The sequence below is a fragment of the Pseudomonas sp. R15(2017) genome, from assembly GCF_002112685.1.
In the GTDB taxonomy this organism is placed as follows: domain Bacteria; phylum Pseudomonadota; class Gammaproteobacteria; order Pseudomonadales; family Pseudomonadaceae; genus Aquipseudomonas; species Aquipseudomonas glycinae.
The window spans coordinates 103448-128717 of sequence record NZ_NEII01000003.1; the positions used below are offsets into that span (position 1 = coordinate 103448).

The window sequence follows — 25270 nt, forward strand, 5'->3', positions numbered from 1 at the left end:
AGGCAGAGAGCCGCATGATCATCCGACCCAGGGTCAATCAATTCGCCATTCTCTTCACCCTCAAGGGCTCGATCGCCAAGCGCATCGCCCTGCGCGCCCTGATGGTCACGCTGCTGGCGTCGGCCATCGTGCTGGTGGAAATGCTCCACCCGAGCAACTTCACCAAGGTCAACGCCACGCCGTTCACACTGCTCGGCCTGTCGCTGTCGATCTTCATGAATTTTCGCAACAACGCCTGCTACGACCGCTGGTACGAAGCGCGCAAGGCCTGGGGCGAAGTGATCGTGCATGTGCGTTCGGTGATTCGCGAGACCCATGTGATCCGCGAATCTGCCCAGCGTCGGTTATTGCTGCTTAACCTTTGTGGGTTCGCTCATGCGTTGAATGCGCGACTGCGCCGGGAAGACGAAGCCGCCGCCAGCGCCGAGTGGATCACCCCGCAACACGATGCGCAGGTGCCGGACTACAGCGGGCGAATTCTGCAGACGGTGGGTCAGCAATGCTCCGATCTGCATGAGGCGGGCGTTCTCAGTGAATGGCGCTACATGCTGCTGGCCAATCACCTGACCAGCCTGACCCAGGCGCAGGCGGTGTGCGAGCGGATCAAGAACACGCCGCTGCCCTTCCCCTACACCCTGCTGCTGCATCGCACGATTTACCTGTTCTGCATCCTGCTGCCGTTCGCCATGGCCGAACCGCTGGGGTGGCTGACGCCGCTGTTCACGGCGATTGTCAGCTACACCTTCTTCGGCCTGGATGCGATTGCCGATGAGCTGGAGGACCCGTTCGGCCGGGATGAAAACGATTTGCCGACCGATGCGCTGGTGCGGGGTATCGAGCGGGATATTCTCTCGGAGCTGGGGACTGAGCCGTTGCCGCCGGCGCTGAAACCGGTGGACTACGTCCTCAGTTAATCGACTGCCTCCCCTTCCGGGGAGGGAGACTCATCAATCCAGATGCGCCCAGGTCATGCGGAACGAAGCGCCGCCCCACGGCGAGTCGCCGACCTCGACCTGCCCGCCATGGGATTGCGACACCCGTCGCACCAGTGCCAGGCCAAGTCCGAAACCGCCCGTGCGGCGGTCGCGGCTGGCGTCCAGACGCGAGAACGGTTCGAAGATTTTCTCCCGCCCTGCCAGCGGCACACCCGGCCCGTCGTCGTTGACCTGAACTTCGTATTGATCGCCGATGCGCACCAGCGACACCTCGACCCGCTGCTCGGCATACCGGATGGCATTGCGCAGCAGATTGATCACCGCCCGCGCCATGAAACGCGGTTCGATCCGCACTTCGTCGACCCGGCAATCTACGATCAACAGCTGCACCCCGGCGGCCTCGGCTTCCAGCGCCACGCTACCGACCACGCTGTCGAGCCAGTTGGCAGCCTGAATGTTTTCGCGGGTGATCACCGTCGCGCCGCGTTCAAGGCTGGCGTAGGTCAGCAGTTCGGAGACCATTTCTTCCAGCTCGCCGAGGTCGGCGTACATGTCGGCGATCAGTTCGCGGTTCTGGCTGGCGTCCGGTTGCTGCTTGAGCTGATCGAGCTCGAACGACAACCGGGCAATCGGCGTGCGCAGTTCGTGAGAGACCGCGTTGGTCAGTTCGCGCTGATTGGCGATCAGGCCTTCGATGCGCGCCGCCATCAGGTTGAAGTGGCCGGCCAGGTCGCGGATGTTCGAGCGCTTGGACAGCTGGATACGTACCGAGAGGTCGTTGTCGCCGAAACGCTCGGCGGCCAGCCGCAGTTTTTCCAGATCGCGCCAGTGCGGGCGAACCCAGAAGTACAGGACGATGCCCAGCAGCACCGCCAGCATCAGGTAGGCCCCGGCAATGTAGAACGGCATCAGGCTCGGCTCGGGCGGCAGCTTGATGCTGAGCAACTGCGAACCACCGTCGATGTTGCTGATGAACTGGGTGTAATCGTCGCGGATCACCAACAGATCCTGAGCCAGTTCGGCTTTTTCCTGATCGTTGAGGTTCAGTTGGTCAGCCTCGATCAGGCTCAACGTCAGCCCGTAGTGCGGCCGCAACGCCTCCAGTTGCGCCTCGCGCGCCGCGCCCTGCTGGTCGCGCATGTGTTCGACCAGCGACCAGGCCTGACCGCGCACCGCCTCGCGGTTGTAGGCCTGCATCTGGTTGTCGAGCAACGCGTTGAAGGTGTGTTCGACGGTTTGCAGCGCCGCCACCAGTCCGACGGTCATCACCAGAAACAGCCCGAGAAATAACCGCAGCATCTACAACTCCCACGCGAACGGATTGAACAGGTAACCCTTGCCCCACACGGTCTTGATGCACACCGGTTCGCGAGGGTTGTCCTTGAGTTTGTTGCGCAACTTGCTGATGTACACGTCGACGCTGCGGTTGAGGCCATCGAACGCGATGCCGCGCATGCGGTTGAGAATGTCATCGCGCGACAGGATCTTGCCGGCAGCGCTGGCCAGCAGCCACAGCAGTTCGAATTCCATGGTGGTCAGTTCGATCAGCTCGCCCGCCAGACGCACTTCGCGGCAACTGCGGTCGATGACCAGATTGCCGAATTCCAGCGAGCTGACCACACCGCTGTCCGGCACCTGCCGGCGTTGCAGGGCCCGCAGGCGTGCGAGCAGAACAGGCGGCTTGATCGGTTTGATCACGTAGTCGTCGGCCCCGGACTCGAGGCCCAGAATATGGTCGAGGTCATCTTCCTTGGCCGTCAGAATAACAATCGGCGTGTCCGAAACGCTGCGGATTTCCCGGCACACGTGCAGGCCGCTCTGCCCCGGCAGCATCAGGTCGAGCACCACCACTTTGGGCTTGAATTCGAGAAACGCGGCCACGGCCAGGTCGCCGCGATGCACCGTGCGTACCTCGTAGCCGTGTTGTTCGAGAAAGTGGGCGATCAGTGCGGCCAGCCGCTCATCGTCTTCCACCAGCAGGACTCTGCCAAAACCCAGGTTATCCATAACAACCGCCGCCAACCCTCAGTGAAGTGGGCGACATTATGGCGGCATTCACAGGCGAGACACCTATTGCGGGCAGCAAAAACCGGCCACTTGGGCCGGTTTTCGCTGATGTTTCATACTCTTAAGAGTTTTTAACAATTCAGGCCGCGACAGGTACGCCGCTGTGGAAACGGAATTCCTCGTCCGGCGACTCGATCAGGTCCTGCTCGGCGGCGCGGACTCTCTCGATCACCTGGGCGATGTCCTTGGCGTCACCGTACTGGTAGGCCAGTTTCAGGTAACCCTGGAAATGCCGGGCCTCGCTTTTCAGCAGGCCGAAGTAGAACTTGCCGAGTTCTTCGTCCAGATGCGGCACCAGCGCTTCGAACCGCTCGCAACTGCGCGCTTCGATAAAGGCGCCGACCACCAGGGTGTCGACCAGTTTCACCGGTTCATGGCTGCGCACCACTTTGCGCAGGCTCGAGGCATAACGGCCGGCGTGGAGCTGGCGCAGTTCGATCTTGCGTCGCTTCATGATGCGCATCACCTGCTCGTGGTGCACCAGTTCTTCCCGGGCCAGACGCGACATCATGTTGATCAGATCGACGTGGGAATGGTACTTGGCGATCAGGCTCAACGCGGTGCTGGCGGCCTTGAACTCGCAGTTCTTGTGGTCGATCAGCAGGGTTTCCTGATCGGCCAGCGCGGCCTGGACCCAGGCGTCAGGCGTGCGGCAACCAAGGAATTCGTGGATTTCGGGAAGGATCATGGGGCTCACGGTCAAAAGGTGTTCGAGCGAAGGGCGCCGATTATACCGGCCTGCCCGCAGACCACCAGCCGCGCGCGTTGATATGCATCAAGTCGCAGACGGATGCGCAGCAACTATAGTTGTGCAACGCCGTGCCTTTTCATTGCTGGAGACTCACTCATGCAAGCCATTCGCAGCATTCTGGTGGTCATCGAACCCGAACACGCGGAAAGCCTGGCGCTCAAGCGCGCCAAACTGATCGCCGGGGTGACCCAGGCCCATCTGCACCTGCTGGTCTGCGACAAGAAGCACGATCACGCCGGCATGCTCAGCGTGCTCAAGGCCGCGCTGCTGGCGGACGGCTACAGCGTCACCACCGAACAGGCGTGGAACGAGAGCCTGCACGAAACCATCATCGATGTGCAGCAGGCTGAAGGCTGCGGGCTGGTGATCAAGCAGCACTTCCCCGACAGCCCGTTGAAAAAGGCCCTGCTGACCCCGGCGGACTGGAAACTGCTGCGCCACTGCCCTACTCCGGTGCTGCTGGTGAAGACCGCCGGTTCGTGGAAGGACAAGGTGATTCTGGCAGCGGTCGACGTCGGCAATGCCGATGGCGAACACCGTCATCTGCACACCACGATCATCGACCACGGCTTCGACATCGCCAGCCTGGCCAAGGGGCATTTGCACGTGATTACCGCCCATCCGTCACCGATGCTGTCGGCCGCCGACCCGACGTTCCAGCTTAAGGAAACCATCGAGGCGCGCTATCGCGAGCAATGCCGGGCGTTTCAGGCTGAGTTCGACATCGATGACGAACATTTGCATGTCGAGGAAGGTCCGGCGGACGTGTTGATTCCGTTCATGGCGCACAAGCTGCAGGCGGCGGTGACCGTGATTGGCACCGTGGCGCGCAGTGGCGTATCTGGTGCCTTGATCGGCAACACGGCAGAGCAGGTGCTGGATCAATTGGAGAGTGATGTGCTGGTGCTCAAACCGCAGGAGGTTGAAGACCATTTGGTGGAGTTGGCGGTGAAGCATTAACTATTGGGGCGCCTGCAAGGCCGTCATCGCTGGCAAGCCAGCTCCCACAGGGACTTAGGTGTGCACTCCATGGAGAGCTTTACACCATCATTGTGGGAGCTGGCTTGCCAGCGATAGCAATAGATCAGTCGCCGAGGGCGTCCTTGAGGAAACCGGGCGCGATGTAGCGCTGATAGTGCGCTTCCGATAGCAGGAAAAATTCCCGATCAATGGCATCGCGCAGTTCCGGCAGGTTCCAGTCGCGAAACTCCGGCAGCAATACCATTCCGTAGGCTTCCAGATTAATGATCACCCGCGCGCCCCGGGCGATCAGCTGATACGCCCAGCAATATTCCGACTGATGCGGCACGAAGCGGATCTTGCGCTGTTCCAGTTGCAGACGCAGGCGCGCCGGGTCGAAGACCTCGACCTTGCTCGCCATCACTTGTGACAGCAATTGCTCAAGACGCAGCCACACCGCACGCTTTTCTTCCTCGTTGTAACCGTTCCAATGGATCACTTCGTGGTGGAAACGCTTGCAGCCACGGCACACCAGATCACCGTAAACGGTGGAGCAGAGGCCGACGCAGGGGGTCTTGATGGTCTGATTGGGCATAAATGGGCAGAACACTTGAAACGCGGAACAGGTCGGCATGTTAGCCCTTTGTCCGCCATTCATCACCCCTCAAACGTCAGGGGCAAGCGCTGGATCAAGGTTTGCCCGAGCCGCGCACAACGCAACCAAAGTCCAATAGAGCGCGACTTACCTTTAAATTTTTTTTGCCGTAGAATCAGCCAGCCTTTTTAGGCGCCAATGTCCGTTAGAAGCTGTTTTCAAAGCGTCACGAGCACAGTCGTTCCTTCAGAGCGGTGTTGGCGTAGGGTTTTTCCAGCGGGGAAAAGCCCTACGCCAACCCTCATCAGCTCCCCGTTCTGCAGGCGTAAAACTTTGAAAGCAGCTTCTGTAAGGAATGCCCGGTAATTCTGGCTAAGCGGCCCACAACGCCACGCAGCGCATGAGTACGAGCATTTCGGGATGAGCGTCCCGGACACCCATTTGGGACCACTGATGAGGGTAATAACTGTGCTTGAAGCCTACCGCAAACATATCGAAGAGCGTGCAGCCCTGGGTATCGTTCCCCAGCCGCTTAACGCCGAACAAACTGCAGGCCTGGTCGAGCTGCTGAAGAATCCTCCGGCTGGCGAAGAAGCTTTCCTCGTTGACCTGATCACCAATCGCGTACCACCAGGAGTGGACGAAGCCGCCTACGTCAAGGCCGGTTTCCTCTCCGCACTGGCCAAGGGCGAAGTCTCCTCCCCTCTGCTGGACAAGAAGCGCGCTGTAGAACTGCTCGGCACCATGCAGGGCGGCTACAACATCGTGACCCTGGTTGAACTGCTGGACGACGCCGAGCTGGCGCCAGTGGCAGCCGAAGAACTCAAGCACACCCTGCTGATGTTCGATGCCTTCCACGACGTGGCTGAAAAAGCCAAGAACGGCAACGTTCACGCCAAGGCCGTGCTGCAATCCTGGGCTGACGGCGAGTGGTTCAAGAAGCGCCCTGTACTGGCCGACAAGATCAGCCTGCGCGTCTTCAAGGTCACCGGCGAAACCAACACCGACGACCTGTCCCCTGCCCCGGACGCCTGGTCGCGTCCAGACATCCCGCTGCACGCCCTGGCCATGCTGAAAATGGCCCGTGACGGCATCGTTCCGGACGAGCAAGGCAAGACCGGCCCGATGAAGCAGATCGAAGAAATGCGCGGCCAGGGCTTCCCTATCGCCTACGTCGGTGACGTGGTCGGTACCGGTTCCTCGCGTAAATCGGCGACCAACTCGGTTCTGTGGTTCTTCGGCGACGACATCCCTTATGTGCCGAACAAGCGCGCTGGCGGTTTCTGCTTCGGCAGCAAAATCGCTCCGATCTTCTACAACACCATGGAAGATGCCGGCGCACTGCCAATCGAGTTCGACGTATCGAACATGAACATGGGCGACGTGATCGACCTGTACCCGCACGCTGGCAAAGTCTGCAAGCACGATACCGACGAAGTCATCACCACCTTCGAAATGAAGACCCCGGTCCTGCTGGACGAAGTCCGCGCCGGCGGCCGTATCCCGCTGATCATCGGCCGTGGCCTGACCGAGAAGGCTCGCGCCGAACTGGGTCTGCCAGCGTTCGACCTGTTCAAGAAGCCGGAAGCACCGGCTGAAAGCACCAAGGGCTTCACCCTGGCGCAGAAAATGGTCGGCAAGGCTTGCGGTCTGGCAGAAGGCAAAGGCGTTCGTCCTGGCACCTACTGCGAACCGAAGATGACCACCGTAGGTTCTCAGGACACCACCGGTCCAATGACCCGTGACGAACTGAAAGACCTGGCGTGCCTGGGCTTCTCCGCTGATCTGGTGATGCAGTCCTTCTGCCACACCGCGGCTTATCCAAAGCCGATCGACGTGACCACCCACCACACCCTGCCTGACTTCATCATGACCCGCGGCGGTGTTTCCCTGCGTCCGGGCGACGGCATCATCCACTCGTGGCTGAACCGCATGCTGCTGCCGGACACCGTCGGTACCGGTGGTGACTCGCACACCCGTTTCCCGATGGGCATCTCGTTCCCGGCCGGTTCCGGTCTGGTCGCGTTCGCCGCAGCCACCGGCGTCATGCCGCTGGACATGCCGGAATCGATCCTGGTGCGCTTCAAAGGTAAAATGAAACCTGGCATCACCCTGCGTGACCTGGTTCATGCCATCCCTTACTTCGCCATCCAGAACGGTCTGCTGACCGTTGAGAAGAAAGGCAAGAAAAACGCCTTCTCCGGCCGCATCCTGGAAATCGAAGGCCTGGAAGGTCTGACCCTGGAACAGGCGTTCGAACTGTCCGACGCCTCGGCCGAACGTTCGGCTGCCGGTTGCACCATCAAGCTGTCGAAAGAGTCGATCACCGAGTACCTGCAGTCCAACATCACCCTGCTGCGCTGGATGATCGGCGAAGGCTACGGCGATGCCCGAACCCTGGAACGTCGCGCCCAAGCGATGGAAGCCTGGATCGCCAACCCGCAACTGATGGAAGCCGATGCCGACGCCGAATACGCCGAAGTCATCGAAATCGATCTGGCCGACATCAGCGAGCCTGTACTGTGCGCGCCGAACGACCCGGACGACGCCCGCCTGCTGTCCAGCGTTGCTGGCGAGAAGATCGACGAAGTGTTCATCGGTTCGTGCATGACCAACATCGGTCACTTCCGCGCTGCCGGTAAGCTGCTGGATCAGGTCAAGGGTCAGCTGCCAACCCGTCTGTGGCTGTCGCCGCCGACCAAGATGGACGCTCACCAACTGACCGAAGAAGGCTACTACGGCATCTACGGCAAGGCCGGCGCCCGCATGGAAATGCCAGGCTGCTCGCTGTGCATGGGTAACCAGGCACGCGTTGAGCCGAACAGCACCGTGGTGTCGACGTCGACCCGTAACTTCCCGAACCGTCTGGGCGACGGCGCGAACGTCTACCTGGCCTCGGCTGAGCTGGCGTCCGTTGCTTCGATCCTGGGTCGCCTGCCGACCGTCGAGGAGTACATGGAATACGCTGGCAAGATCGACAGCATGGCGGCCGACGTTTACCGCTACCTGTCCTTCGACCAGATTGCCGAGTTCCGTGAAGCTGCTGCGAACGCCAAGATCCCTGTCGTTCAAGCCTAACGCTGCAACGCAATGATAAACGCCGCCCATCGCGAGATGAGCGGCGTTTTTTTATGCCTGCCGGATGGGGCCTCGCCCCGCGCTGATCGTTCCCACGCTCCGCGTGGGAACGATCATCTTGGGAGCGAACCTGCCCGCGAAGATCGCAGGCACAAAAAAGGCCGACCTGCGAGGCAGATCGGCCTTTCTTTTTCACAAGATCAATTAGAACCTTGTTGCTGAACCTTAAGCAGTCAGCGAGTAGATCAACGCCGAAATCGCCACCAGACCCACTGCGGTGACAAACACGTTCGACATCTGCCCACGATAACGGGCCATCGCCGGCACTTTGCGGATCGCGTACATCGGCATCAGGAACAGGATCGCCGCGATGACCGGGCCACCGATGGTTTCGATCATGCCGAGGATGCTCGGGTTCAGGGTCGCCACGATCCAGCACACCACCAGCATGAACGCCGCCACAATGCGATCCAGCGCCTTGGCGCCCGGACGCTTGCCGCTTTTGACGATCAAGCCTTTCAGGCCTTCGCTGGCACCGATGTAGTGACCAAGGAACGACTTGGAGATCGCCACGAACGCAATCAGCGGCGCCGCGAACGCGATGGTCGGGTTGCTGAAGTGGTTGGCCAGGTACGACAGGATCGACAGGTTCTGCGCCTTGGCTTGCGCCAGTTGCTCCGGCGACAGGGTCAGTACGCAACTGAAGACGAAGAACAGCACCATCACCACCATCAGCAGGTGGGCGCGGGACAGGATCTGCGAGCTACGCTCGTCGGCGTGGACACCGTAACGGCGCTTCTGATCCACCGCAAACGCCGAGATGATCGGCGAGTGGTTGAACGAGAACACCATCACCGGAATCGCCAGCCACAGCGTGTGCAGCAGCGCCGACGGTGCCGGCACTTGCGAAGCCGTGGTCAGGATGCCGCCGTTCCAGTGCGGAATCAGGTACACCGCCAGGAACAGCAGCGCAACGATGAACGGATACACCATCAGGCTCATGGCCTTGACGATCACTTGCTCGCCGCAGCGCACCACGGCCAGCAGGCCGAGGATCAGCACGAACGACAGCAGCGCGCGCGGTGGCGGCGTGATGTGCAGTTGGTGTTCGAGGAAACTGGCGACCGTGTTGGTCAGGCCGACGCTGTAGATCAGCAGGATCGGGAAGATTGCGAAGAAGTACAGCAACGTGATCAGCGCGCCGGCCTTGATGCCGAAATGCTGCTCCACCACGTCAGTGATGTCGGCGCCTTCGCGACCGGAGAGCACGAAGCGGGTCAGACCGCGGTGTGCGTAGAACGTCATCGGGAAGGCCAGCAGCGCGAGGATCACCAGCGGCCAGAAGCCACCCAGACCTGCGTTGATCGGCAAAAACAGGGTACCGGCGCCGATGGCCGTCCCGAACAGTCCCAACATCCAGGTAGTGTCATGGCGATTCCAGCTCGACAGTTCGGCTGGTGCTGCCGCCTCAAAGCGTTGTTCGACGCTATTGGCCTGATCATTCATCCGGTCGGATCTCCGCATTCCGGTCACTTGCCACTCGGTCAGGACGCGTCGGAAAAAACCGACAGACATGCTCCGGCCGAAACAGGGGCGCGATTCTCCGCGATAAATGAGCAGAAGCAAAGACTTAGCTGAGGAATGGTTGTGCGGAGCAGACCGGAGGATTGTCGTTTTTGGGAAAAAGACTGTCGGCGCCAGATACGCGATATGTCGTTTTATGGCATGTACCGGCGCCGAATGTGCCATGGGAAAACCCGATCAGATCGATCGGGCCAATATGAAGCCGAGGAACATGCAAAAGATGCCCAGACCCATCAACGCCCAGATCGGGCGCATTTCTTTCCTGTCTTTGATACGTATTTTTTCGGCCCACTCATCGTGTTCCCGTTCCAGTTGTTCCATTCTGGCTTTGGCGTCATAGGTGCTCATGTTGATTTCCTTTTGAGTCATGTGTCTGAAGATTGCGAAAACGAACGCTCAAAACTTGAAAAAGACGCCTGCCAATGCCGCGCTTGCCGTCAACACGCCGGCCACCACCGCAACTGGATAAAAATACGTCTCCCACTTCAGCTTCTTCTGTTCCGCCATAAGCTTCTGCCGCTCAGCTATCAGTTTTCGCGTTTCGTTATGCAGCCTGTCGAGTTCCAGGTTTTCGCGGTTGTTCTGAAGCATTGGCCTTCCTTGGCTGATGGCAATTTCCGTCCGGATTACTGCTTCGTCATGAAGAACGCATCCCGTCCTGCTCTCTATAATTCCGCGCTTCTCACCCCGCCGTATAGCGGATGAATCCGGCAGCACTCGTAGGCAACATCCGTAAATCCCGCAGGACGGTGCGTCCATTTCCTAACGTTTTTAAACAACCTCACCGTCTGGCATTTTTCGGCTATACCCAATGGCGAATTGACTGACATCCCCGTCCAGTCCCCTCACCTGTGGAGCCATCCCATGCCTCTCGTCCGCGTCGACATCAAGAAAAACCCGGACCCGACGTTCGCCAAACGCATTGGCGAAGTGATCTACGCCGCCCTGCGCAGCGAGATCAATGTGCCGGAACACGACAATTTCCAGGTGCTGGCCGAGCACGACGACCAGCACTTCGTCTATGACCCGCAATACCTGGGAATCCAGCGCAGCGACGGCATCGTGTTCATCCAGTTGACCATCAGCGAAGGCCGCACCGTGGAAATGAAACAACGGCTGTTCCAGACCATCGCGCGCAACCTGAACGAGCAACTGGCCGTGCGTCAGGAGGACGTGTTCATCAATCTGGTGGAGGTGAAAAAAGAGAACTGGTCGTTCGGCAACGGCATCGCCCAGTACGTCACCTGATCCGATGATTGACAGTCCGCAAGCGCCGCCAGCATGATCGGCCACATGAACCTTTGCGCGCTGCACCTCACCCGTACCACCACGACCGCCACCGGCGGGTCGTGGTGTTTGTGCGTGAGGTAAAACCAGCGCAGCAAACCCAGGGCCCCGCCAGCAATGGACGGGGCCTTGTCGTTTCTCCCGTCCGTGCGGCACTTTTGGCACCCAAGGAGAAACACCATGTCCGCAGCACTGTTGATCATCGATATGCAGGTCGGCCTGTTCCAGGGTCAGGAAAAGCCCCACGACGGCGAACGCATACTCGCCAACATCCAGCACTTGATCGCCCGGGCACGCCAACGACAAGTGCCGATCCTTGCCGTTCGGCACACCGGCCCGCAAGGGTCACCCATTGCCGCCGGCAGTGCGTTCTGGCAACTGTTGCCAGAGCTTGAGCTGGACGCCGCAAATGCCACCCTTCTCGAAAAATCCCGCCCCAATGCCTTTCACGACACAGAACTGGCTCGGCAACTCAACGCCGTGGAAGTCGACGACCTGTACATCGTCGGCATGAAAACCCAGTTCTGCATAGACAGCACTTGCCGCGCCGCCGCCGACCTGGGATTCAAACCGCTGCTGGTGTCTGATGCCCATACTTGTATGGACACCCCTGCACTGCCGGCGCAGGCAATCATCGAACACCACAACGCAACCCTCGGCGCGGCGTTCGTGCGGTTGATCAACACTGCCGAAGTGGCGTTCTGACCAGGTTTTCGTAAGCGGCCCGTAGCAATCCTCGCGTCTCCACTTCCCGATTTTAGATAGTATGGACAGCCAATCGGATCCAATTTCAACAGGTACGAAAACATGGGCAAAGGCATCAAAATGCTGACTGCAGTGGACACTTATAATCAGCCGCACACACTGGAGACCCTGCAACACAGACACGATAACCATCAAACGATCCCGGCATTATTGTGTGATGGTGGTGATTGCAAAGTACCAGTGCGTTTCGTGCCAAGGGGATTGCGCAACAACCCTGGCAAAGAGCCCTCTGACAGGGCCGCTTACATCGGTTTGACCGCAGGTGCCGAGTCGGATCACAAGGCGGGCTGCAAGTACGATGCGCTTGGCCAACTGAAAACCATCATTGCCGATCAATCGGACTCAGACTTCATTGGTGCGATTGATGAAGGCCAGTTCGAATTGCGCTTACTGCTTTTGCACAACAGTTTGGGCGGCCAATCACTGGCAGGCACAGAAAATACACCGTCATCCACAAACGGCTCGGCACCTCGTCGCCCCTCTACCTACCAGGCTTCCGGTAACAAACTCGACAGCTACCTGCGCGCCACTTCTGACATCCTCAAGTTGCGTGAGCGATGTGAAGCGGATGACGTTCTGAAGAACAACCTGATCCTGCGTTTCGGCGACAAAAGAATTCGCTGGTCCGAGTTCTACTTCGAACCGGATCGCTATGAAGACGCCTGGAAAATGGCTAATCGGCGCGGCACTCAATGCCACCCGTTCGCAATTGCCGGAACCGTCAAGCTGCTCAGAACACCAAAGGAAGGGGGCAAATATAAGAATCACTTTCTGAATTTGCATTCCGAGTACAACCGGGCCGACGCAGAAGATATTGTCGAGACCTTCGACATCAGCGTGGGCAGCATCGATGCCGACTGGTTGGCAAAATTCCCGAGTGACACGGAAGTCATCATATTTGGGGTGTGGAGTGTGAGCGCGCCCCGCAAGAATCCCTACACCAAAAAGGGCGCTCCGGGAAAAGTGACAAACTTCATCAATCACGGATTGACGCTCTATCCCAAGTTCCATCGGCAGCTGTTGAAAGTAGACTAAGCTCCAGCGAATCCGATATCCCGAGCCCTCAGGAGCCAAGTAATGCCTGCAACCGTTCTGGTACTGGTTGAAACCATCAATGATTATTTGCCGATTCTCGAACGACAGGGTTTTCATCTGATTCTCGCGCCGACCCCTGCCGAACGCGCGCAGGCCATTGCCACCCACGGGGCACGGATCGACGCGGTACTGACCCGTGGCCCGCTGGGCTTATACGCCGAAGAAATGGCAGCATTGCCCGCGCTGAAAATCATCTGCGTGATCGGCGCCGGTTACGAGCAGGTCGACCTGCAAGCCGCCAGCGACCGTGGGCTGACCGTGACCAACGGCGCCGGCGTCAACGCTTCGTCGGTGGCCGACCACGCCATGGCGATGCTGTTGGCGCTGGTGCGCGACATCCCGCGCTGCGATGCGGCGGTGCGTCGGGGCGAGTGGCCGAAGATCATGCGCCCTTCGCTGGCCGGCAAGCGCCTGGGGATTCTCGGTCTGGGCGCGGTGGGGATGGCGATTGCCAAACGCGCGGGGCTGGGCTTCGACATGGAGATCAGCTATCACAATCGCCAGGTGCGCAGTGATGTGCCTTACGCATTTTGTTCAACGCCGACCGAACTGGCGCGGGCCTCGGATTTTCTGGTGGTTGCCACGCCCGGCGGCATCGGCAGCCAGCATCTGGTGACCCGCCCGGTGCTTGATGCCCTGGGGCCCAATGGTTTCATCGTCAACATTGCCCGTGCCAGCGTGATCGCCACTGCCGACTTGATCGCCGCACTGGAACAACGTCGAATCGCCGGCGCAGCGCTGGATGTCTTCGATCACGAGCCGCAAGTGCCCGATGCGCTGAAAAACCTCAGCAACGTGCTTCTTACCCCTCACGTCGCCGGGTTGTCACCGGAAGCCACTCAAGGCACCGTTGAGCTGGTGGGCAAGAATCTGGTGGCGTTCTTCTCAGGGCAACCGGTACTGACGCCGCTCCAGCTACCGCCGAAACTCAACAACCAGCGCGTGCACTGAAGCACGCTGGGCAAAGTCCTCAGACGCCAGGCTGCGCATGGAAGGGCGGCGCTGGCACAGACTTTCGCGCAGCCTGTTTCCAGGCTCGCTTCTGAACAAGGCATACGCGCTAAACCTTAGTCGCGAGCGGCCCGCCGCGCCCATTCCCAAAGTTGATTACCGTCCAACACGCTAACCTATAAGACCGAACCGCGCTTGTGACCGCCCGAGCGCGCCATTAGATTAGCCAATGATGTCTGGCCTCCAAAATAAGCAGAAGGGATAAGCATGGCGCTTACTGACCAGTCCACCCGTATCCGCTCTGGCGAAGAACTCGATGCCAGCCTGATCGATCCGTACCTCAAGGCGCACATTCCGGGCCTGACCGGCACACCGCAGATCAGCCAGTTTCCCGGCGGCGCGTCGAACCTGACCTACCTGCTGGAATACCCGGACCAGGAATTCGTCCTGCGCCGTCCGCCGTTCGGCCACAAAGCCAAGTCCGCCCACGACATGGGCCGCGAATTCCGCATCCTCAACCAGTTGCGCGACGGTTTCCCGTATTGCCCGAAAGCCTATGTGCACTGCACCGATGAGTCAGTGATCGGTGCCGAGTTCTATGTGATGGAACGGGTCAGGGGGATCATCCTGCGCTCGGACCTGCCGCCGGAACTGGGCCTGGACGCGGCCAAAACCGAAGCCCTGTGCAAGAGTTTCATCGACCGTTTCGTCGAGCTGCATCGGGTCGACTACAAAGCCTGCGGCCTCGGCGATCTGGGCAAACCGGAAGGCTACGTCGCCCGCCAGATCAAAGGCTGGAGCGAACGCTACGAGAAAGCCCTGACCCCGGACGCACCGCACTGGGAACAGGTCAAAGCCTGGCTCAACGACAAGATGCCGGCCGATCACCCGACCTCCAGCATCGTCCACAACGACTACCGCTTCGACAACGTCATCCTCGACCCGAGCAACCCGATGCAGATCATCGGCGTGCTCGACTGGGAACTGACTACCCTTGGCGATCCATTGATGGATCTGGGCAACACCCTCGCCTACTGGATCCAGGCCGACGATCCGGCGCCGGTACAACTGATGCGCCGCCAGCCAAGCCACGCCCCGGGCATGCTGACGCGCCGCGAATTCGTCGATTACTACGCCGAGCGTTCGGGCATCCAGATCGACAATTTCGACTTCTACTACACCTACGGCCTGTTCCGCCTGGCCGGCATCGTGCAGCAGATTTACTACCGCTTCTTCCATGGCCAGACCCAGGACAAACGCTTCGCGCAGTTCATTCACATGAACAAACTGCTGGAACAGATGAGCCTGCAGGTCATTGACAAATCCAGCCTCTGATGACGGCGTTATAACAAGGCTTACTACAAGGGAATCCCATGTCCAAGACTCAGTTGTTCGACCTCGACGGCAAAATCGCTTTCGTCTCCGGCGCCAGCCGTGGCATCGGTGAAGCCATCGCCAAACTGCTGGCCCAGCAAGGTGCCCACGTCATCGTTTCGAGCCGCAAACTCGAAGGCTGCCAACATGTGGCCGACGCCATCATCGCCGCCGGCGGCAAGGCCACCGCCATCGCCTGCCACATCGGCGAAATGGAACAGATCAGCCAGGTCTTCGCCGGCATCAAGGAACAGTTCGGGCGCCTGGACATCCTGGTCAACAACGCCGCGACCAACCCGCAATTCTGCAACGTGCTGGACACCGACCTCGGCGCCTTCCAGAAAACCGTCGACGTGAACATCCGCGGCTACTTCTTCATGTCGGTGGAAGCCGGCAAGCTGATGCGCGAAAACGGCGGCGGCAGCATCATCAACGTGGCCTCGATCAACGGCATTTCGCCGGGGATCTTCCAGGGCATCTACTCGGTGACCAAAGCCGCCGTGATCAACATGACCAAGGTCTTCGCCAAGGAATGCGCGCAGTTCGGCATCCGCTGCAACGCCCTGCTGCCAGGCCTGACCGACACCAAATTCGCCTCGGCCCTGGTGAAGAACGACGCGATCCTGAAGCAAGCGCTGACGCAGATCCCGCTCAAACGCGTAGCCGACCCGAGCGAAATGGCCGGCGCCGTGCTGTACCTGGCGAGCGATGCCTCGAGCTACACCACCGGCGTATCGCTGAACGTGGACGGCGGATTCCTGTCCTGATCCGCTTCTGACGCAAAAGAAAAGGCAGCCCAAGGGCTGCCTTTTTCATGCCTCTAGAACCTTCGGCAACTGCCAGCCGAAATGCACCGACAACAACCGCAACAACAAACACGCCGCCCCCGCCAGCAACGCAGCTGCCACCGGCGGAACACCCAGCCTGCGCCCGACAATCAACACCGCCGCCCCGACAAACGCCGAACTGGCATACAAGTCCGCCTGCAACACCACTGGCACCCGCGCCAGCACAATGTCACGCAGCACCCCGCCACCGACCCCGGTAATCGTGCCCATCAGCATGGCCACAAACGGCGAGATGCCGAAATTCAACGCCTTCTGCGCCCCTGCCACGGCAAACAACGCCAACCCCGCCGCATCCAGCACGATCAGCGTCGAACCGGACCAACCCAGCACCAGCTCATGAAAAACAAACGCCACCCCGCCCATGGAAAACGTCAGCGCCGGATAGCGCCAGTCCGCCACAGCCTTGGGCGGCGCCGCACCGATCAACAGATCACGCGTCACCCCGCCACCGAGCGCAACGATGAACGCAATCACCATCACCCCGAGCAGATCGAGCTGACTGCGCATCGCCGCAATCGCGCCTTCAACCGCAAACACCGCCGTGCCGACCAGATCGGCCACCAGCACAATCCACTCGACCCGCGCCTTCAACGGCGCCCGGCTTATTGAGTGACGCAACGGGTCTTGGTGATGTGTCGAGTCACTTGCCCGTCGGCGTAGGCATCGCCGGCGACCTCGGTATTTTCCATGACCTGACAAGTCCGCTCAGGTGGCGGAGGCGGCGCAGCTGGCGGAGGCGGTGGAGGACTGGCGCACCCACTGAGCAGCACCAGACCGACAGCCGACAACAACGAAAAACACACGCGTTTCCCAGGATTGTTCATAGGATGACCCGCGATGAATGGAAGAAAACTCCCGTCGCCGAGCAGGACAACGCCCGGTTATGGAAACCGAACCACTCATTCCTTATAGACCAGTGGACTGCAAGTGCCAGTGAAATGGCTCGAACTGGCAGGATTTGCTGTCGATTTTCGGGATGAGTCGACTAATCCATCGCCACCGCCGACAAGCCATCACCCACAGGTGAACCTCGGATTGGGACGCAGAGCGTCCCGGGCTGCATTCCCACGCGGAGCGTGGGAACGATCAAACTCAAGCTTTGAAGACCACACAAGTCGGCTTCGCGCTCCTCACCACTCAAAACGATGAGCGTTAGCTCAAGTACCGCTTTTGATCGCAGAGCCCGTCGGCAGGCTGAGTGGAGGGATTGATCCGGGGGTGGGAGCGCAGCGACCGTTTGGCGAAGCCAAACACATCGAGAGGAGGTGCAGCGAAGCAAACCGTAGGCGATGCCCCCGGATCAATCCCGGAGCGAAGGAACCCGAGCCACAGCGAGGGCCGTACGTCAGGGTAAAGCCTTTTGGGTTACCTTTTCGGCGTTTGGAAAAGGTGACTCGCCGTAAGGGCGAAACCGCCAGCGGCTGCACCCGAAGAACCGGATATTCACCTAAACCGAACAAGAACCTGGTCGGCCCAAAGGCCGCCAAGCTCAACTGGGCGAACGCAAAGAATTACTCTCAAGCTCATACCGCAACTCACCAATCAAAGCATCCACCGCTTCCGGAGTACGCAAGGCACCAAGACTCAACCCACTGATCACCAGATCCACCCGCCCCGAAACCGGCTCATAAAGCTTCACAGTAAGGGAATGATCCCCATCCACCACACACTCACAAGCCAACGGCGAAAAACTGCGCTCAAGCCGAGCCCGCAACTGCGCCAGATAAATCATAGCGCCAGCTCCGACAATCGACGCAACACGCCAGGTTCAATGACAAACAACACATTCATGGTCAAATCCATTAACAACGACGGAGGGGAGACGATCACGAACAAAACCCGCATCGCACCTCACCAGACTAAGAACAGCCCGCCCCGCCAGACACCCGAATTTGCACCCCATGAACTAGTGCATTTGCACCTTACCGCTGCCCCCGACCGCCCCCCGAAAACAACCCGCGCTCGCGAGCCCAGACAATCGCCTCGCTTCGACTGTGCACATCCAGCTTCGAATACACCGTCGCCACATGATTGCGCACCGTGTTCGGCGCCAGCTTGAGCCGCGCAGCAATCTCCTTGTCCGCCAGCCCCTCACAGATCAGCGCCAGCACATCACGCTCCCGGGCCGTCAGATCGGTGAACGACACGCTCGGCAGCTGCGGCGAGTTGACCTTCTTCACATTGGCCAGCTTTTCGATCAACGTCCGACTGAACCAGGATGCATCCTTCATCACCTCTTCAATCGCGGCCACCAGCTCAAGCTCGGTGCGCTTGCGCTCGGTGATGTCCATCAGCACCAGCAGATAGCACACCGCGTCCTGGATGTTGACGGTGTCGGCGGACATCGCGCACTCCAGCAGCTCGGCGTCTTTCCTGCGGATCCGCATATCGACGCGGTCAACGCGGCCGGTTTTCTCCAGTGCCGCCAGTAACCGGGCGCGTTCCGCCGGTTCATCGATGAAGTCCAGTTGCGCGACGGTCTTGCCGAGCACGTCGTCGCTCTCGTAAGCCAGGGTATCGAGAAAGGCCTGATTGACGTCGATCAGCCGCTGCTCATCGGCGCTGCAAATCAGGATCGGTACCGGCGTCAGGCGAAAGGCCTTGGCGAACCGCTCTTCACTCTGGCGCAGGGCGACTTCGGCCTTATGCCTGAGCTCCATGTCGACGAACGAGAACAGCATGCAATCCTCGTCATTGAGCACCAATGGCTGCCCCGCGACGATCACCTGTTTACTGCCACCGTCCGGCAATCGCAGCTCGGCCTGCATCTGCGGGATCGTCGCGACATCGCGCAAGCGCTGGATCGCCAGGTCCTTGCGCTCGGCCTGTTCGAGAATATCCAGCTCATAGGTCGAAACGCCGATCACCTGATCGCGGGTGTAGCCGGTCATTTCCAGAAAACCCGGATTGACCTTGATGTAACGCAGATCGCTGAGGCGGCAGATCACCGCCGGGGCCGGGTTGGCGTTGAAGGTTTTTTCAAAGCGCTGCTCGGCGTTGGCCCAATCGGTGACGTCGCTCATGATCAGCACCAACGACTCGATGTCGCCGTCCCGATCGGTCAGCACCATGCTGCGCACGCTGTGCACCCAGGTGCGTTCTTCATCGCTGCGCGGGGAAACCTCTACCAGCACATCACTGAACGTTTCCCCGGTCGCCACGCGGCTGATCGGGTATTGCTCCGGCGTCAACGTGTGGTTGTTGCGATACCGCAGGTTGAAGCGCTCGACGTATTCCCCGGCGTTGTTGCCCAGCTCGCCGATCCGGCTGACGCCATGCATCGCCAGCGCCGCCTCGTTGGCCCAGAGAATCGTCTGGTCGAGCTCCAGCAGAATCACCCCGTCGGAAAGCCCGGCAATGATCTGCTGCAACTGACGGCGATTGGTTTCGGTGGTCAGGACGTCCCGGCTCATTGGTTCTCCACAAGTTCGCGCATGTGAAGTTTACGACCGCAGGCCGTTGTGATCGTGCCGACAATCTCGGACATGCCGCCCTCTCTGTGATCCGCACAAGTGTGCGGGTATTCGCGCGCCCACGGTTTCTCGACTAACGTTAGTACCTCATCGGATTGAGCCCCTGCCAGCCACACCGGGCTCTTGATCAAGGAGAGACTGATGACATCCCGCCGCCTCATCGAACAGACCTATCGCAGCTGGTCCAGCCCCATCCTGCTGGAACTGAAAAAGCGCGAACACCAGATGGCGCCAGTCGAGCGTCAGGCGCTAGAGAATGTAATGGTGGAAAGACGATTGCTGGACGTTGGCAACCCGAATGGCGTTGAGCGACGAAAAGCGCAGTGAAAGGAAATACTGCTCGGGGCAGTCCGCCGTAAGCTTTGCGCGTGGTGCGGGCCTGGCGTAGGCGTCAATGTCCAGATACGCCGAGCCTGAGGTGATGACTTTGATGGGCGACATTGCGCGTCCTGACTTCCTTTTCAGGGGCGGCAACGTCGCACATTTTCATGAACGATTAATGAACGTCAGGCAGCGCGTTGCCCCCCGGCCACCGCCGTCGAAGCCGCCAGCATTGCCCGCAGCAAGACCGCACACCCGGCCGCCAGATCGTCCGGCGCGGCGTTTTCGATTTCGTTGTGGCTGATGCCGCCTTCGCACGGCACGAAGATCATCCCGGCCGGACCCAGTTCGGCGAGGAAAATCGCGTCGTGGCCGGCGCCGCTGACGATGTCCATGTGCGACAGGCCCAGGCCTTTGGCGGCGCCGCGCACGGCTTCGACACAGCCTTTTTCGAAGTAAAGCGGCGGGAAGTCGGCGGTCGGGGTCAGTTCATAGGTCAGGCCGTGTTCCTCGCAGGTCGCTTCGATGACTTGCTTGACCTCGGCGATCATCGAGTCGAGGCGTGCCGGTTCCAGGTGGCGGAAGTCGAGGGTCATGCGCACTTCGCCGGGAATGACGTTGCGCGAACCGGGATAGGCTTGCAGGCAACCGACCGTGCCGCAGGCGTGGGGTTGATGACCGAGCGCTGCACGATTGACTGCACCGACAATCACCGAGGCGCCGACCAGGGCGTCCTTGCGCAGGTGCATCGGGGTCGGGCCGGCGTGGGCTTCGACACCGCGCAGTTTCAGGTCGAACCACTTCTGCCCCAGAGCGCCGAGCACTACGCCGATGGTTTTCTGTTCGTCCTCAAGGATCGGTCCTTGTTCGATGTGCGCTTCGAAATAGGCGCCGACCTTGTGCCCGCTGACCTTGCGCGGCCCGGCGTAGCCGATGGCGTTCAGTGCTTCGCCGACGGTTACGCCGTCGGCATCGACCTTGGCCAGGGTTTCTTCGAGGGTGAATTTTTCGGCGAACACGCCGGAGCCCATCATGCATGGGGCGAAGCGCGAGCCTTCTTCGTTGGTCCAGACCACCACTTCCAGCGGTGCCTCGGTTTCCACGCCGAAGTCGTTGAGGGTGCGCAACACTTCGACCCCGGCCAGCACGCCGAAGCAACCGTCGAACTTGCCGCCGGTGGGTTGGGTGTCGATGTGGCTGCCGGTCATCACCGGTGGCAGGTTCGGGTCGCGGCCGGGGCGACGGGCGAAGATGTTGCCGACTTCATCGACCGTGACGCTGCAACCGGCGTCCTTGCACCACTGCACGAACAGGTCGCGGGCCTGGCGGTCGAGGTCGGTCAGGGCCAGGCGACAGACCCCGCCCTTGACCGTGGCGCCGAGCTTCGCCAGTTCCATGAGCGACGCCCACAAGCGGTCGCGGTTGATGTGCTGATGGGTCGATTGCAGAACGTCTACGGCTGCATTCATGGGGATCTCCTCAGGCAGTTAGTTCCCACGCTCTGCGTGGGAATTCATCCATGGACGCTCTGCGTCCGCTGTGGGGACGCGGAGCGTCCCGGGCTGCATTCCCACGCAGAGCGTGGGAACGATCATCTGCTACACCGGTGATTTCACTACCGAAGGCTGCGCACGCATCGCGCACAACCCGTAATAGATCAACCCGCCCAGCGCCGAGCCGGTGAACCAGCCGTAGCTGTAGAACCAGCTGAATGCGCTGCTGCCCAGCGACAGCAGGGTCAGCACCACCGGCACGCCGAAAGCGATGAACCCGGACCAGTTCCACGCCGGGTACACGTCGTCGCGGTACAGGCCGGCCAGGTCCAGTTGCTGTTTCTTGATCAGGAAATAGTCCACCACCATGATCCCGGCAATCGGCCCGAGCAGACTGGAATAGCCCAGCAGCCAGTTCGAATACACGGTTTCCAGGCTGACATCGGAGACGATCAGCCCAAGCTTTTTCAGCAGCTCATGGCCCATCAGCGCCAGGCCGACGAACCCGGTGAGGATTACCGCTTTGGTACGGTTGATCACCTTGGGCGCGATGTTCTGGAAGTCGTTGGTTGGCGAAACAATGTTGGCGGCGGTGTTGGTCGACAGCGTGGCGATGATGATCAGCGCCATGGCCACCGCGACCCACACCGGACTCTGGATATGGCCGATCAACGTCACCGGATCGGAGACGCTGACGCCCACCAGTTTCACCGACGCGGCGGTCATCACCACGCCCAGTGCGGCGAACAGGAACATGGTCAGCGGCAGGCCGAAAATCTGTCCGAGGATCTGATCCTTCTGGCTGCGGGCATACCGGCTGAAGTCAGGAATGTTCAGCGACAACGTGGCCCAGAAACCGACCATCGCCGTCAGCCCGGCGGCGAAGTAGCTGACCACGCTCGCACCTTCGGGACGCTTCGGCGGAATCGCCAGCAACTCGGTCATCGACACATTCGGCATGGCCCATACCAGCAGCCCGATGCCGACCGCCACCAGCAGCGGCGCGGAAAGGGTTTCCAGCCACTTGATCGACTCGGCGCCACGGATTACCACCCACAGGTTCAGCGCCCAGAAGATCATGAAACCGATCACTTCTCCCGTCCCGCCGAGGGATTTCCAGCCCTCGAACACCGAGCCGAGAAACAGGTGAATCGCCAGGCCGCCGAACATGGTCTGGATGCCGAACCAGCCGCACGCCACCAGCGCGCGGATCAGGCACGGCACATTGGAGCCGAGAATGCCGAACGACGAGCGCAGCAACACTGGAAACGGAATCCCGTACTTGGTGCCGGGAAACGCGTTGAGCGTGAGGGGAATCAGGACGATGACGTTGGCAAACAGAATCGCCAGCAGCGCCTCACCGACGGTCAAACCGAAATACGCGGTGAGCACGCCGCCCAGGGTGTAAGTCGGCACGCAGATCGACATGCCGACCCACAGTGCGGTGATGTGCCACTTGTTCCAGGTTCGTTCGCGCACCTTGGTCGGTGCCATGTCGTGGTTGTAACGGGGACTGTCGAGGACGTCGCTGCCGGCTTCGAGTTCGAACAAGCCGTCGCGCTCGGTCACTTGCGATCTGTTCTGTTGCATGGCCGCTCCACTGTTCTTCTGATTATTTTTTGCTCATCAGGCGGCTGCACACGCAGGTGCGAGCCGGACGATGGCCGGAGGAACTGACAACTTTCATGCACCGGCCATGGTGTCAGCGGCGGCATCAATAAACGTGCCGGGGGAACCGCCTGGCGCCAGGTCCGTGCTTTGATCTTTTTGTAACTGACTGATGTTTATCAGTTTTAATTATTCACCTGGTGAGGCCGCGAAAACTTGACTGAACACTCAAGCCAAATGCCAGGCAAGTTGTCCGAACTGTCAGGACTCAATCTGGTGCACTGCATTATTTTTCTTCAGGACGCCTCACTCTCCGCTCAACTTCAAGCGGCTGATTTCACATAGGAAATCTTGCTCATATTTCCATCCTGTCAAGTGCGTCAAAATGGTGAAGCGCCTCACCATTTTGGTGATTTTGTATTTTTATCGTTATTTTTCAATTACTTAAAACAGTCATAAGCTTATAAAAAATAATCTTGATCAATTGCATAACTGCGACTAGCGTCTATTCCTGACAGCGCTGACAAGATTACGTATTCGGCGCTGCAGACAATAAAACACTAGAACCGGCACAAGTCGGTCATGCCTGCGAGGAACTCGGAATGTCTCTGTTGATCCGTGGCGCCACCGTTGTTACCCATGATGAAAGTTACCGCGCCGATGTCTATTGCGCTGACGGCGTGATCAAAGCCATTGGTGAAAACCTGGATATTCCCGCTGGCGCCGAAGTGCTCGACGGCAGCGGCCAATACCTGATGCCCGGCGGCATCGATCCGCACACCCACATGCAACTCCCGTTCATGGGCACCGTGGCCAGCGAAGACTTCTACAGCGGCACCGCTGCAGGGCTGGCCGGCGGCACCACCTCGATCATCGATTTCGTGATTCCCAATCCGCAGCAGTCGCTGCTCGAAGCCTTTCACCAGTGGCGCGGCTGGGCGGAAAAGTCCGCCTCCGACTACGGCTTCCACGTCGCGATTACCTGGTGGAGTGAGCAGGTGCGGGAGGAAATGGCCGAGCTGGTCAGCCATCACGGGATCAACAGCTTCAAGCATTTCATGGCTTACAAGAACGCGATCATGGCCGCCGACGACACGCTGGTGGCGAGCTTCGAGCGCTGCCTGGAACTCGGCGCGGTGCCGACCGTGCACGCAGAAAACGGCGAGCTGGTCTATCACCTGCAACGCAAGTTGATGGCCCAGGGCATCACCGGGCCGGAAGCGCATCCGCTGTCGCGGCCCTCGCAGGTCGAAGGCGAAGCCGCGAGCCGGGCAATCCGGATCGCTGAAACCATCGGCACGCCGCTGTACCTGGTGCACGTCTCGACCAAGGAAGCCCTCGACGAAATCACCTATGCCCGCAGCAAGGGCCAACCGGTTTACGGCGAAGTGCTGGCCGGGCATCTGCTGCTGGACGACAGTGTCTATCAGCATCCGGACTGGCAGACCGCCGCCGGTTATGTGATGAGCCCGCCGTTCCGTCCGCGCGGGCATCAGGATGCGCTGTGGCATGGTTTGCAGAGCGGCAATCTGCACACCACCGCCACCGACCATTGCTGCTTCTGCGCCGAGCAGAAAGCCGCCGGCCGCGACGACTTCAGCAAGATCCCCAACGGCACTGCCGGCATCGAAGACCGCATGGCGGTGTTGTGGGATGAAGGGGTGAACTCGGGACGGTTGTCGATGCAGGACTTCGTCGCCCTCACCTCCACCAACACTGCAAAGATCTTCAACCTCTACCCGCGCAAAGGCGCGATCCGCGTCGGCGCCGATGCCGACCTGGTGCTGTGGGACCCGCAAGGCACCCGCACCATCTCCGCCAAGACCCACCATCAGCAGGTGGACTTCAACATCTTCGAAGGCAAGACCGTGACCGGTGTGCCGAGCCATACCGTCAGCCAGGGCCGGGTGGTCTGGGCCGACGGTGACCTGCGCGCCGAGCGTGGGGCGGGCCGGTATATCGAACGGCCGGCGTATCCGGCGGTGTTTGATTTGCTGAGCAAGCGGGCTGAGTTGCACAGGCCTGTGGCCGTCAAGCGCTGATTCCCTGATTGCCGTTGATCGTTCCCACGCTCTGCGTGGGAAT

23 protein-coding genes are annotated in these 25270 nt (G+C 60.1%); 11 read left to right on the forward strand and 12 right to left on the reverse strand.

The window, feature by feature from the left end:
- Nucleotides 1-14 precede the first annotated feature (14 nt).
- Nucleotides 15-914 carry a bestrophin family protein gene (locus tag CAF77_RS07355; protein ID WP_085654254.1) on the forward strand — a complete coding sequence of 300 codons (900 nt, stop codon included), beginning with the start codon at nucleotides 15-17 and terminating at the stop codon, nucleotides 912-914.
- A gap of 33 nt (nucleotides 915-947) precedes the next feature.
- On the opposite strand, the gene CAF77_RS07360 is transcribed toward CAF77_RS07355, so the two are convergent.
- The 3 genes from CAF77_RS07360 to CAF77_RS07370 all read right to left on the reverse strand — a co-directional run bounded on the left by CAF77_RS07360 (nucleotide 948) and on the right by CAF77_RS07370 (nucleotide 3690).
- The gene (locus CAF77_RS07360; RefSeq protein WP_064380495.1) at nucleotides 948-2234 is read right to left on the reverse strand and encodes an ATP-binding protein; all 1287 of its coding nucleotides are present in this window, start codon (nucleotides 2232-2234) and stop codon (nucleotides 948-950) included.
- Entirely contained in the window at nucleotides 2235-2942 is a 708-nt protein-coding gene (locus CAF77_RS07365) for a response regulator (RefSeq protein WP_064380497.1), read from the reverse strand.
- A gap of 139 nt (nucleotides 2943-3081) precedes the next feature.
- Entirely contained in the window at nucleotides 3082-3690 is a 609-nt protein-coding gene (locus tag CAF77_RS07370) for a tRNA-(ms[2]io[6]A)-hydroxylase (RefSeq protein ID WP_011334764.1), read from the reverse strand.
- A gap of 159 nt (nucleotides 3691-3849) precedes the next feature.
- On the opposite strand from CAF77_RS07370, the gene CAF77_RS07375 reads away from it, so the two are divergent.
- Nucleotides 3850-4713, forward strand: coding sequence for a universal stress protein (locus CAF77_RS07375; RefSeq protein WP_011334765.1), 864 nt, complete (start codon nucleotides 3850-3852; stop codon nucleotides 4711-4713).
- 124 nt (nucleotides 4714-4837) lie between these two features.
- On the opposite strand, the gene CAF77_RS07380 is transcribed toward CAF77_RS07375, so the two are convergent.
- On the reverse strand, nucleotides 4838-5308 hold the full coding sequence (locus CAF77_RS07380; RefSeq protein WP_039767141.1) for a DUF1289 domain-containing protein: 471 nt from the start codon (nucleotides 5306-5308) through the stop codon (nucleotides 4838-4840).
- A 468-nt stretch (nucleotides 5309-5776) separates the two neighbouring features.
- Here CAF77_RS07380 and acnB point away from each other — a divergent pair, with 468 nt between their 5' ends.
- Nucleotides 5777-8386: a bifunctional aconitate hydratase 2/2-methylisocitrate dehydratase gene (acnB, locus tag CAF77_RS07385; RefSeq protein WP_064380498.1), complete on the forward strand. Its 2610-nt coding sequence runs from the start codon at nucleotides 5777-5779 to the stop codon at nucleotides 8384-8386.
- 225 nt (nucleotides 8387-8611) lie between these two features.
- Here the strand turns inward: acnB and CAF77_RS07390 are convergent, their stop codons facing one another.
- From CAF77_RS07390 to CAF77_RS07395, 3 genes are all read right to left on the reverse strand, one after another.
- Nucleotides 8612-9892 (reverse strand): HAAAP family serine/threonine permease, encoded by a 1281-nt coding sequence (locus CAF77_RS07390; protein ID WP_064380500.1) that lies wholly within the window; start codon nucleotides 9890-9892, stop codon nucleotides 8612-8614.
- Between the two features lie 255 nt (nucleotides 9893-10147).
- On the reverse strand, nucleotides 10148-10318 hold the full coding sequence (locus CAF77_RS29320; RefSeq protein ID WP_170928938.1) for a hypothetical protein: 171 nt from the start codon (nucleotides 10316-10318) through the stop codon (nucleotides 10148-10150).
- A gap of 48 nt (nucleotides 10319-10366) precedes the next feature.
- A complete protein-coding gene (locus tag CAF77_RS07395) occupies nucleotides 10367-10561 on the reverse strand; it encodes a hypothetical protein (RefSeq protein WP_007958836.1) in 195 nt (64 codons plus the stop codon).
- Between the two features lie 273 nt (nucleotides 10562-10834).
- Here CAF77_RS07395 and CAF77_RS07400 point away from each other — a divergent pair, with 273 nt between their 5' ends.
- The 6 genes from CAF77_RS07400 to CAF77_RS07425 all read left to right on the forward strand — a co-directional run bounded on the left by CAF77_RS07400 (nucleotide 10835) and on the right by CAF77_RS07425 (nucleotide 16209).
- Nucleotides 10835-11218, forward strand: a complete 384-nt coding sequence (locus CAF77_RS07400) for a tautomerase family protein (RefSeq protein ID WP_085654255.1) — start codon at nucleotides 10835-10837, stop codon at nucleotides 11216-11218.
- Nucleotides 11219-11437: 219 nt separating this feature from the next.
- Nucleotides 11438-11962: a cysteine hydrolase family protein gene (locus tag CAF77_RS07405; RefSeq protein ID WP_085654256.1), complete on the forward strand. Its 525-nt coding sequence runs from the start codon at nucleotides 11438-11440 to the stop codon at nucleotides 11960-11962.
- Nucleotides 11963-12064: 102 nt separating this feature from the next.
- Nucleotides 12065-13057: a hypothetical protein gene (locus CAF77_RS07410; protein WP_085654257.1), complete on the forward strand. Its 993-nt coding sequence runs from the start codon at nucleotides 12065-12067 to the stop codon at nucleotides 13055-13057.
- 42 nt (nucleotides 13058-13099) lie between these two features.
- Nucleotides 13100-14068, forward strand: coding sequence for a 2-hydroxyacid dehydrogenase (locus CAF77_RS07415; RefSeq protein WP_064380503.1), 969 nt, complete (start codon nucleotides 13100-13102; stop codon nucleotides 14066-14068).
- A 267-nt stretch (nucleotides 14069-14335) separates the two neighbouring features.
- Nucleotides 14336-15403 carry a phosphotransferase family protein gene (locus CAF77_RS07420; protein WP_064380505.1) on the forward strand — a complete coding sequence of 356 codons (1068 nt, stop codon included), beginning with the start codon at nucleotides 14336-14338 and terminating at the stop codon, nucleotides 15401-15403.
- Between the two features lie 38 nt (nucleotides 15404-15441).
- Nucleotides 15442-16209, forward strand: a complete 768-nt coding sequence (locus CAF77_RS07425; protein WP_064380507.1) for an SDR family oxidoreductase — start codon at nucleotides 15442-15444, stop codon at nucleotides 16207-16209.
- Nucleotides 16210-16254: 45 nt separating this feature from the next.
- Here CAF77_RS07425 and CAF77_RS07430 read toward each other — a convergent pair whose 3' ends face one another.
- From CAF77_RS07430 to CAF77_RS07440, 3 genes are all read right to left on the reverse strand, one after another.
- The gene (locus CAF77_RS07430) at nucleotides 16255-16908 is read right to left on the reverse strand and encodes a trimeric intracellular cation channel family protein (protein WP_256576141.1); all 654 of its coding nucleotides are present in this window, start codon (nucleotides 16906-16908) and stop codon (nucleotides 16255-16257) included.
- 871 nt (nucleotides 16909-17779) lie between these two features.
- The gene (locus tag CAF77_RS07435) at nucleotides 17780-18022 is read right to left on the reverse strand and encodes a DUF1652 domain-containing protein (protein ID WP_084776931.1); all 243 of its coding nucleotides are present in this window, start codon (nucleotides 18020-18022) and stop codon (nucleotides 17780-17782) included.
- A gap of 190 nt (nucleotides 18023-18212) precedes the next feature.
- Complete coding sequence (locus CAF77_RS07440) at nucleotides 18213-19703, reverse strand: helix-turn-helix transcriptional regulator (RefSeq protein WP_085654258.1); 1491 nt, start codon at nucleotides 19701-19703, stop codon at nucleotides 18213-18215.
- A gap of 201 nt (nucleotides 19704-19904) precedes the next feature.
- Here CAF77_RS07440 and CAF77_RS07445 point away from each other — a divergent pair, with 201 nt between their 5' ends.
- A complete protein-coding gene (locus CAF77_RS07445) occupies nucleotides 19905-20090 on the forward strand; it encodes a hypothetical protein (RefSeq protein ID WP_084776932.1) in 186 nt (61 codons plus the stop codon).
- A 179-nt stretch (nucleotides 20091-20269) separates the two neighbouring features.
- Here CAF77_RS07445 and CAF77_RS07450 read toward each other — a convergent pair whose 3' ends face one another.
- Both CAF77_RS07450 and CAF77_RS07455 read right to left on the reverse strand, forming a co-directional pair.
- Nucleotides 20270-21553, reverse strand: a complete 1284-nt coding sequence (locus CAF77_RS07450; protein WP_085654259.1) for a Zn-dependent hydrolase — start codon at nucleotides 21551-21553, stop codon at nucleotides 20270-20272.
- Between the two features lie 129 nt (nucleotides 21554-21682).
- On the reverse strand, nucleotides 21683-23167 hold the full coding sequence (locus CAF77_RS07455) for an NCS1 family nucleobase:cation symporter-1 (RefSeq protein ID WP_085654260.1): 1485 nt from the start codon (nucleotides 23165-23167) through the stop codon (nucleotides 21683-21685).
- Between the two features lie 620 nt (nucleotides 23168-23787).
- Between CAF77_RS07455 and hydA the strand changes: the two genes are divergently transcribed.
- Nucleotides 23788-25227, forward strand: a complete 1440-nt coding sequence (gene hydA / locus CAF77_RS07460; protein WP_085654261.1) for a dihydropyrimidinase — start codon at nucleotides 23788-23790, stop codon at nucleotides 25225-25227.
- The last annotated feature ends 43 nt before the right edge of the window (nucleotides 25228-25270 follow it).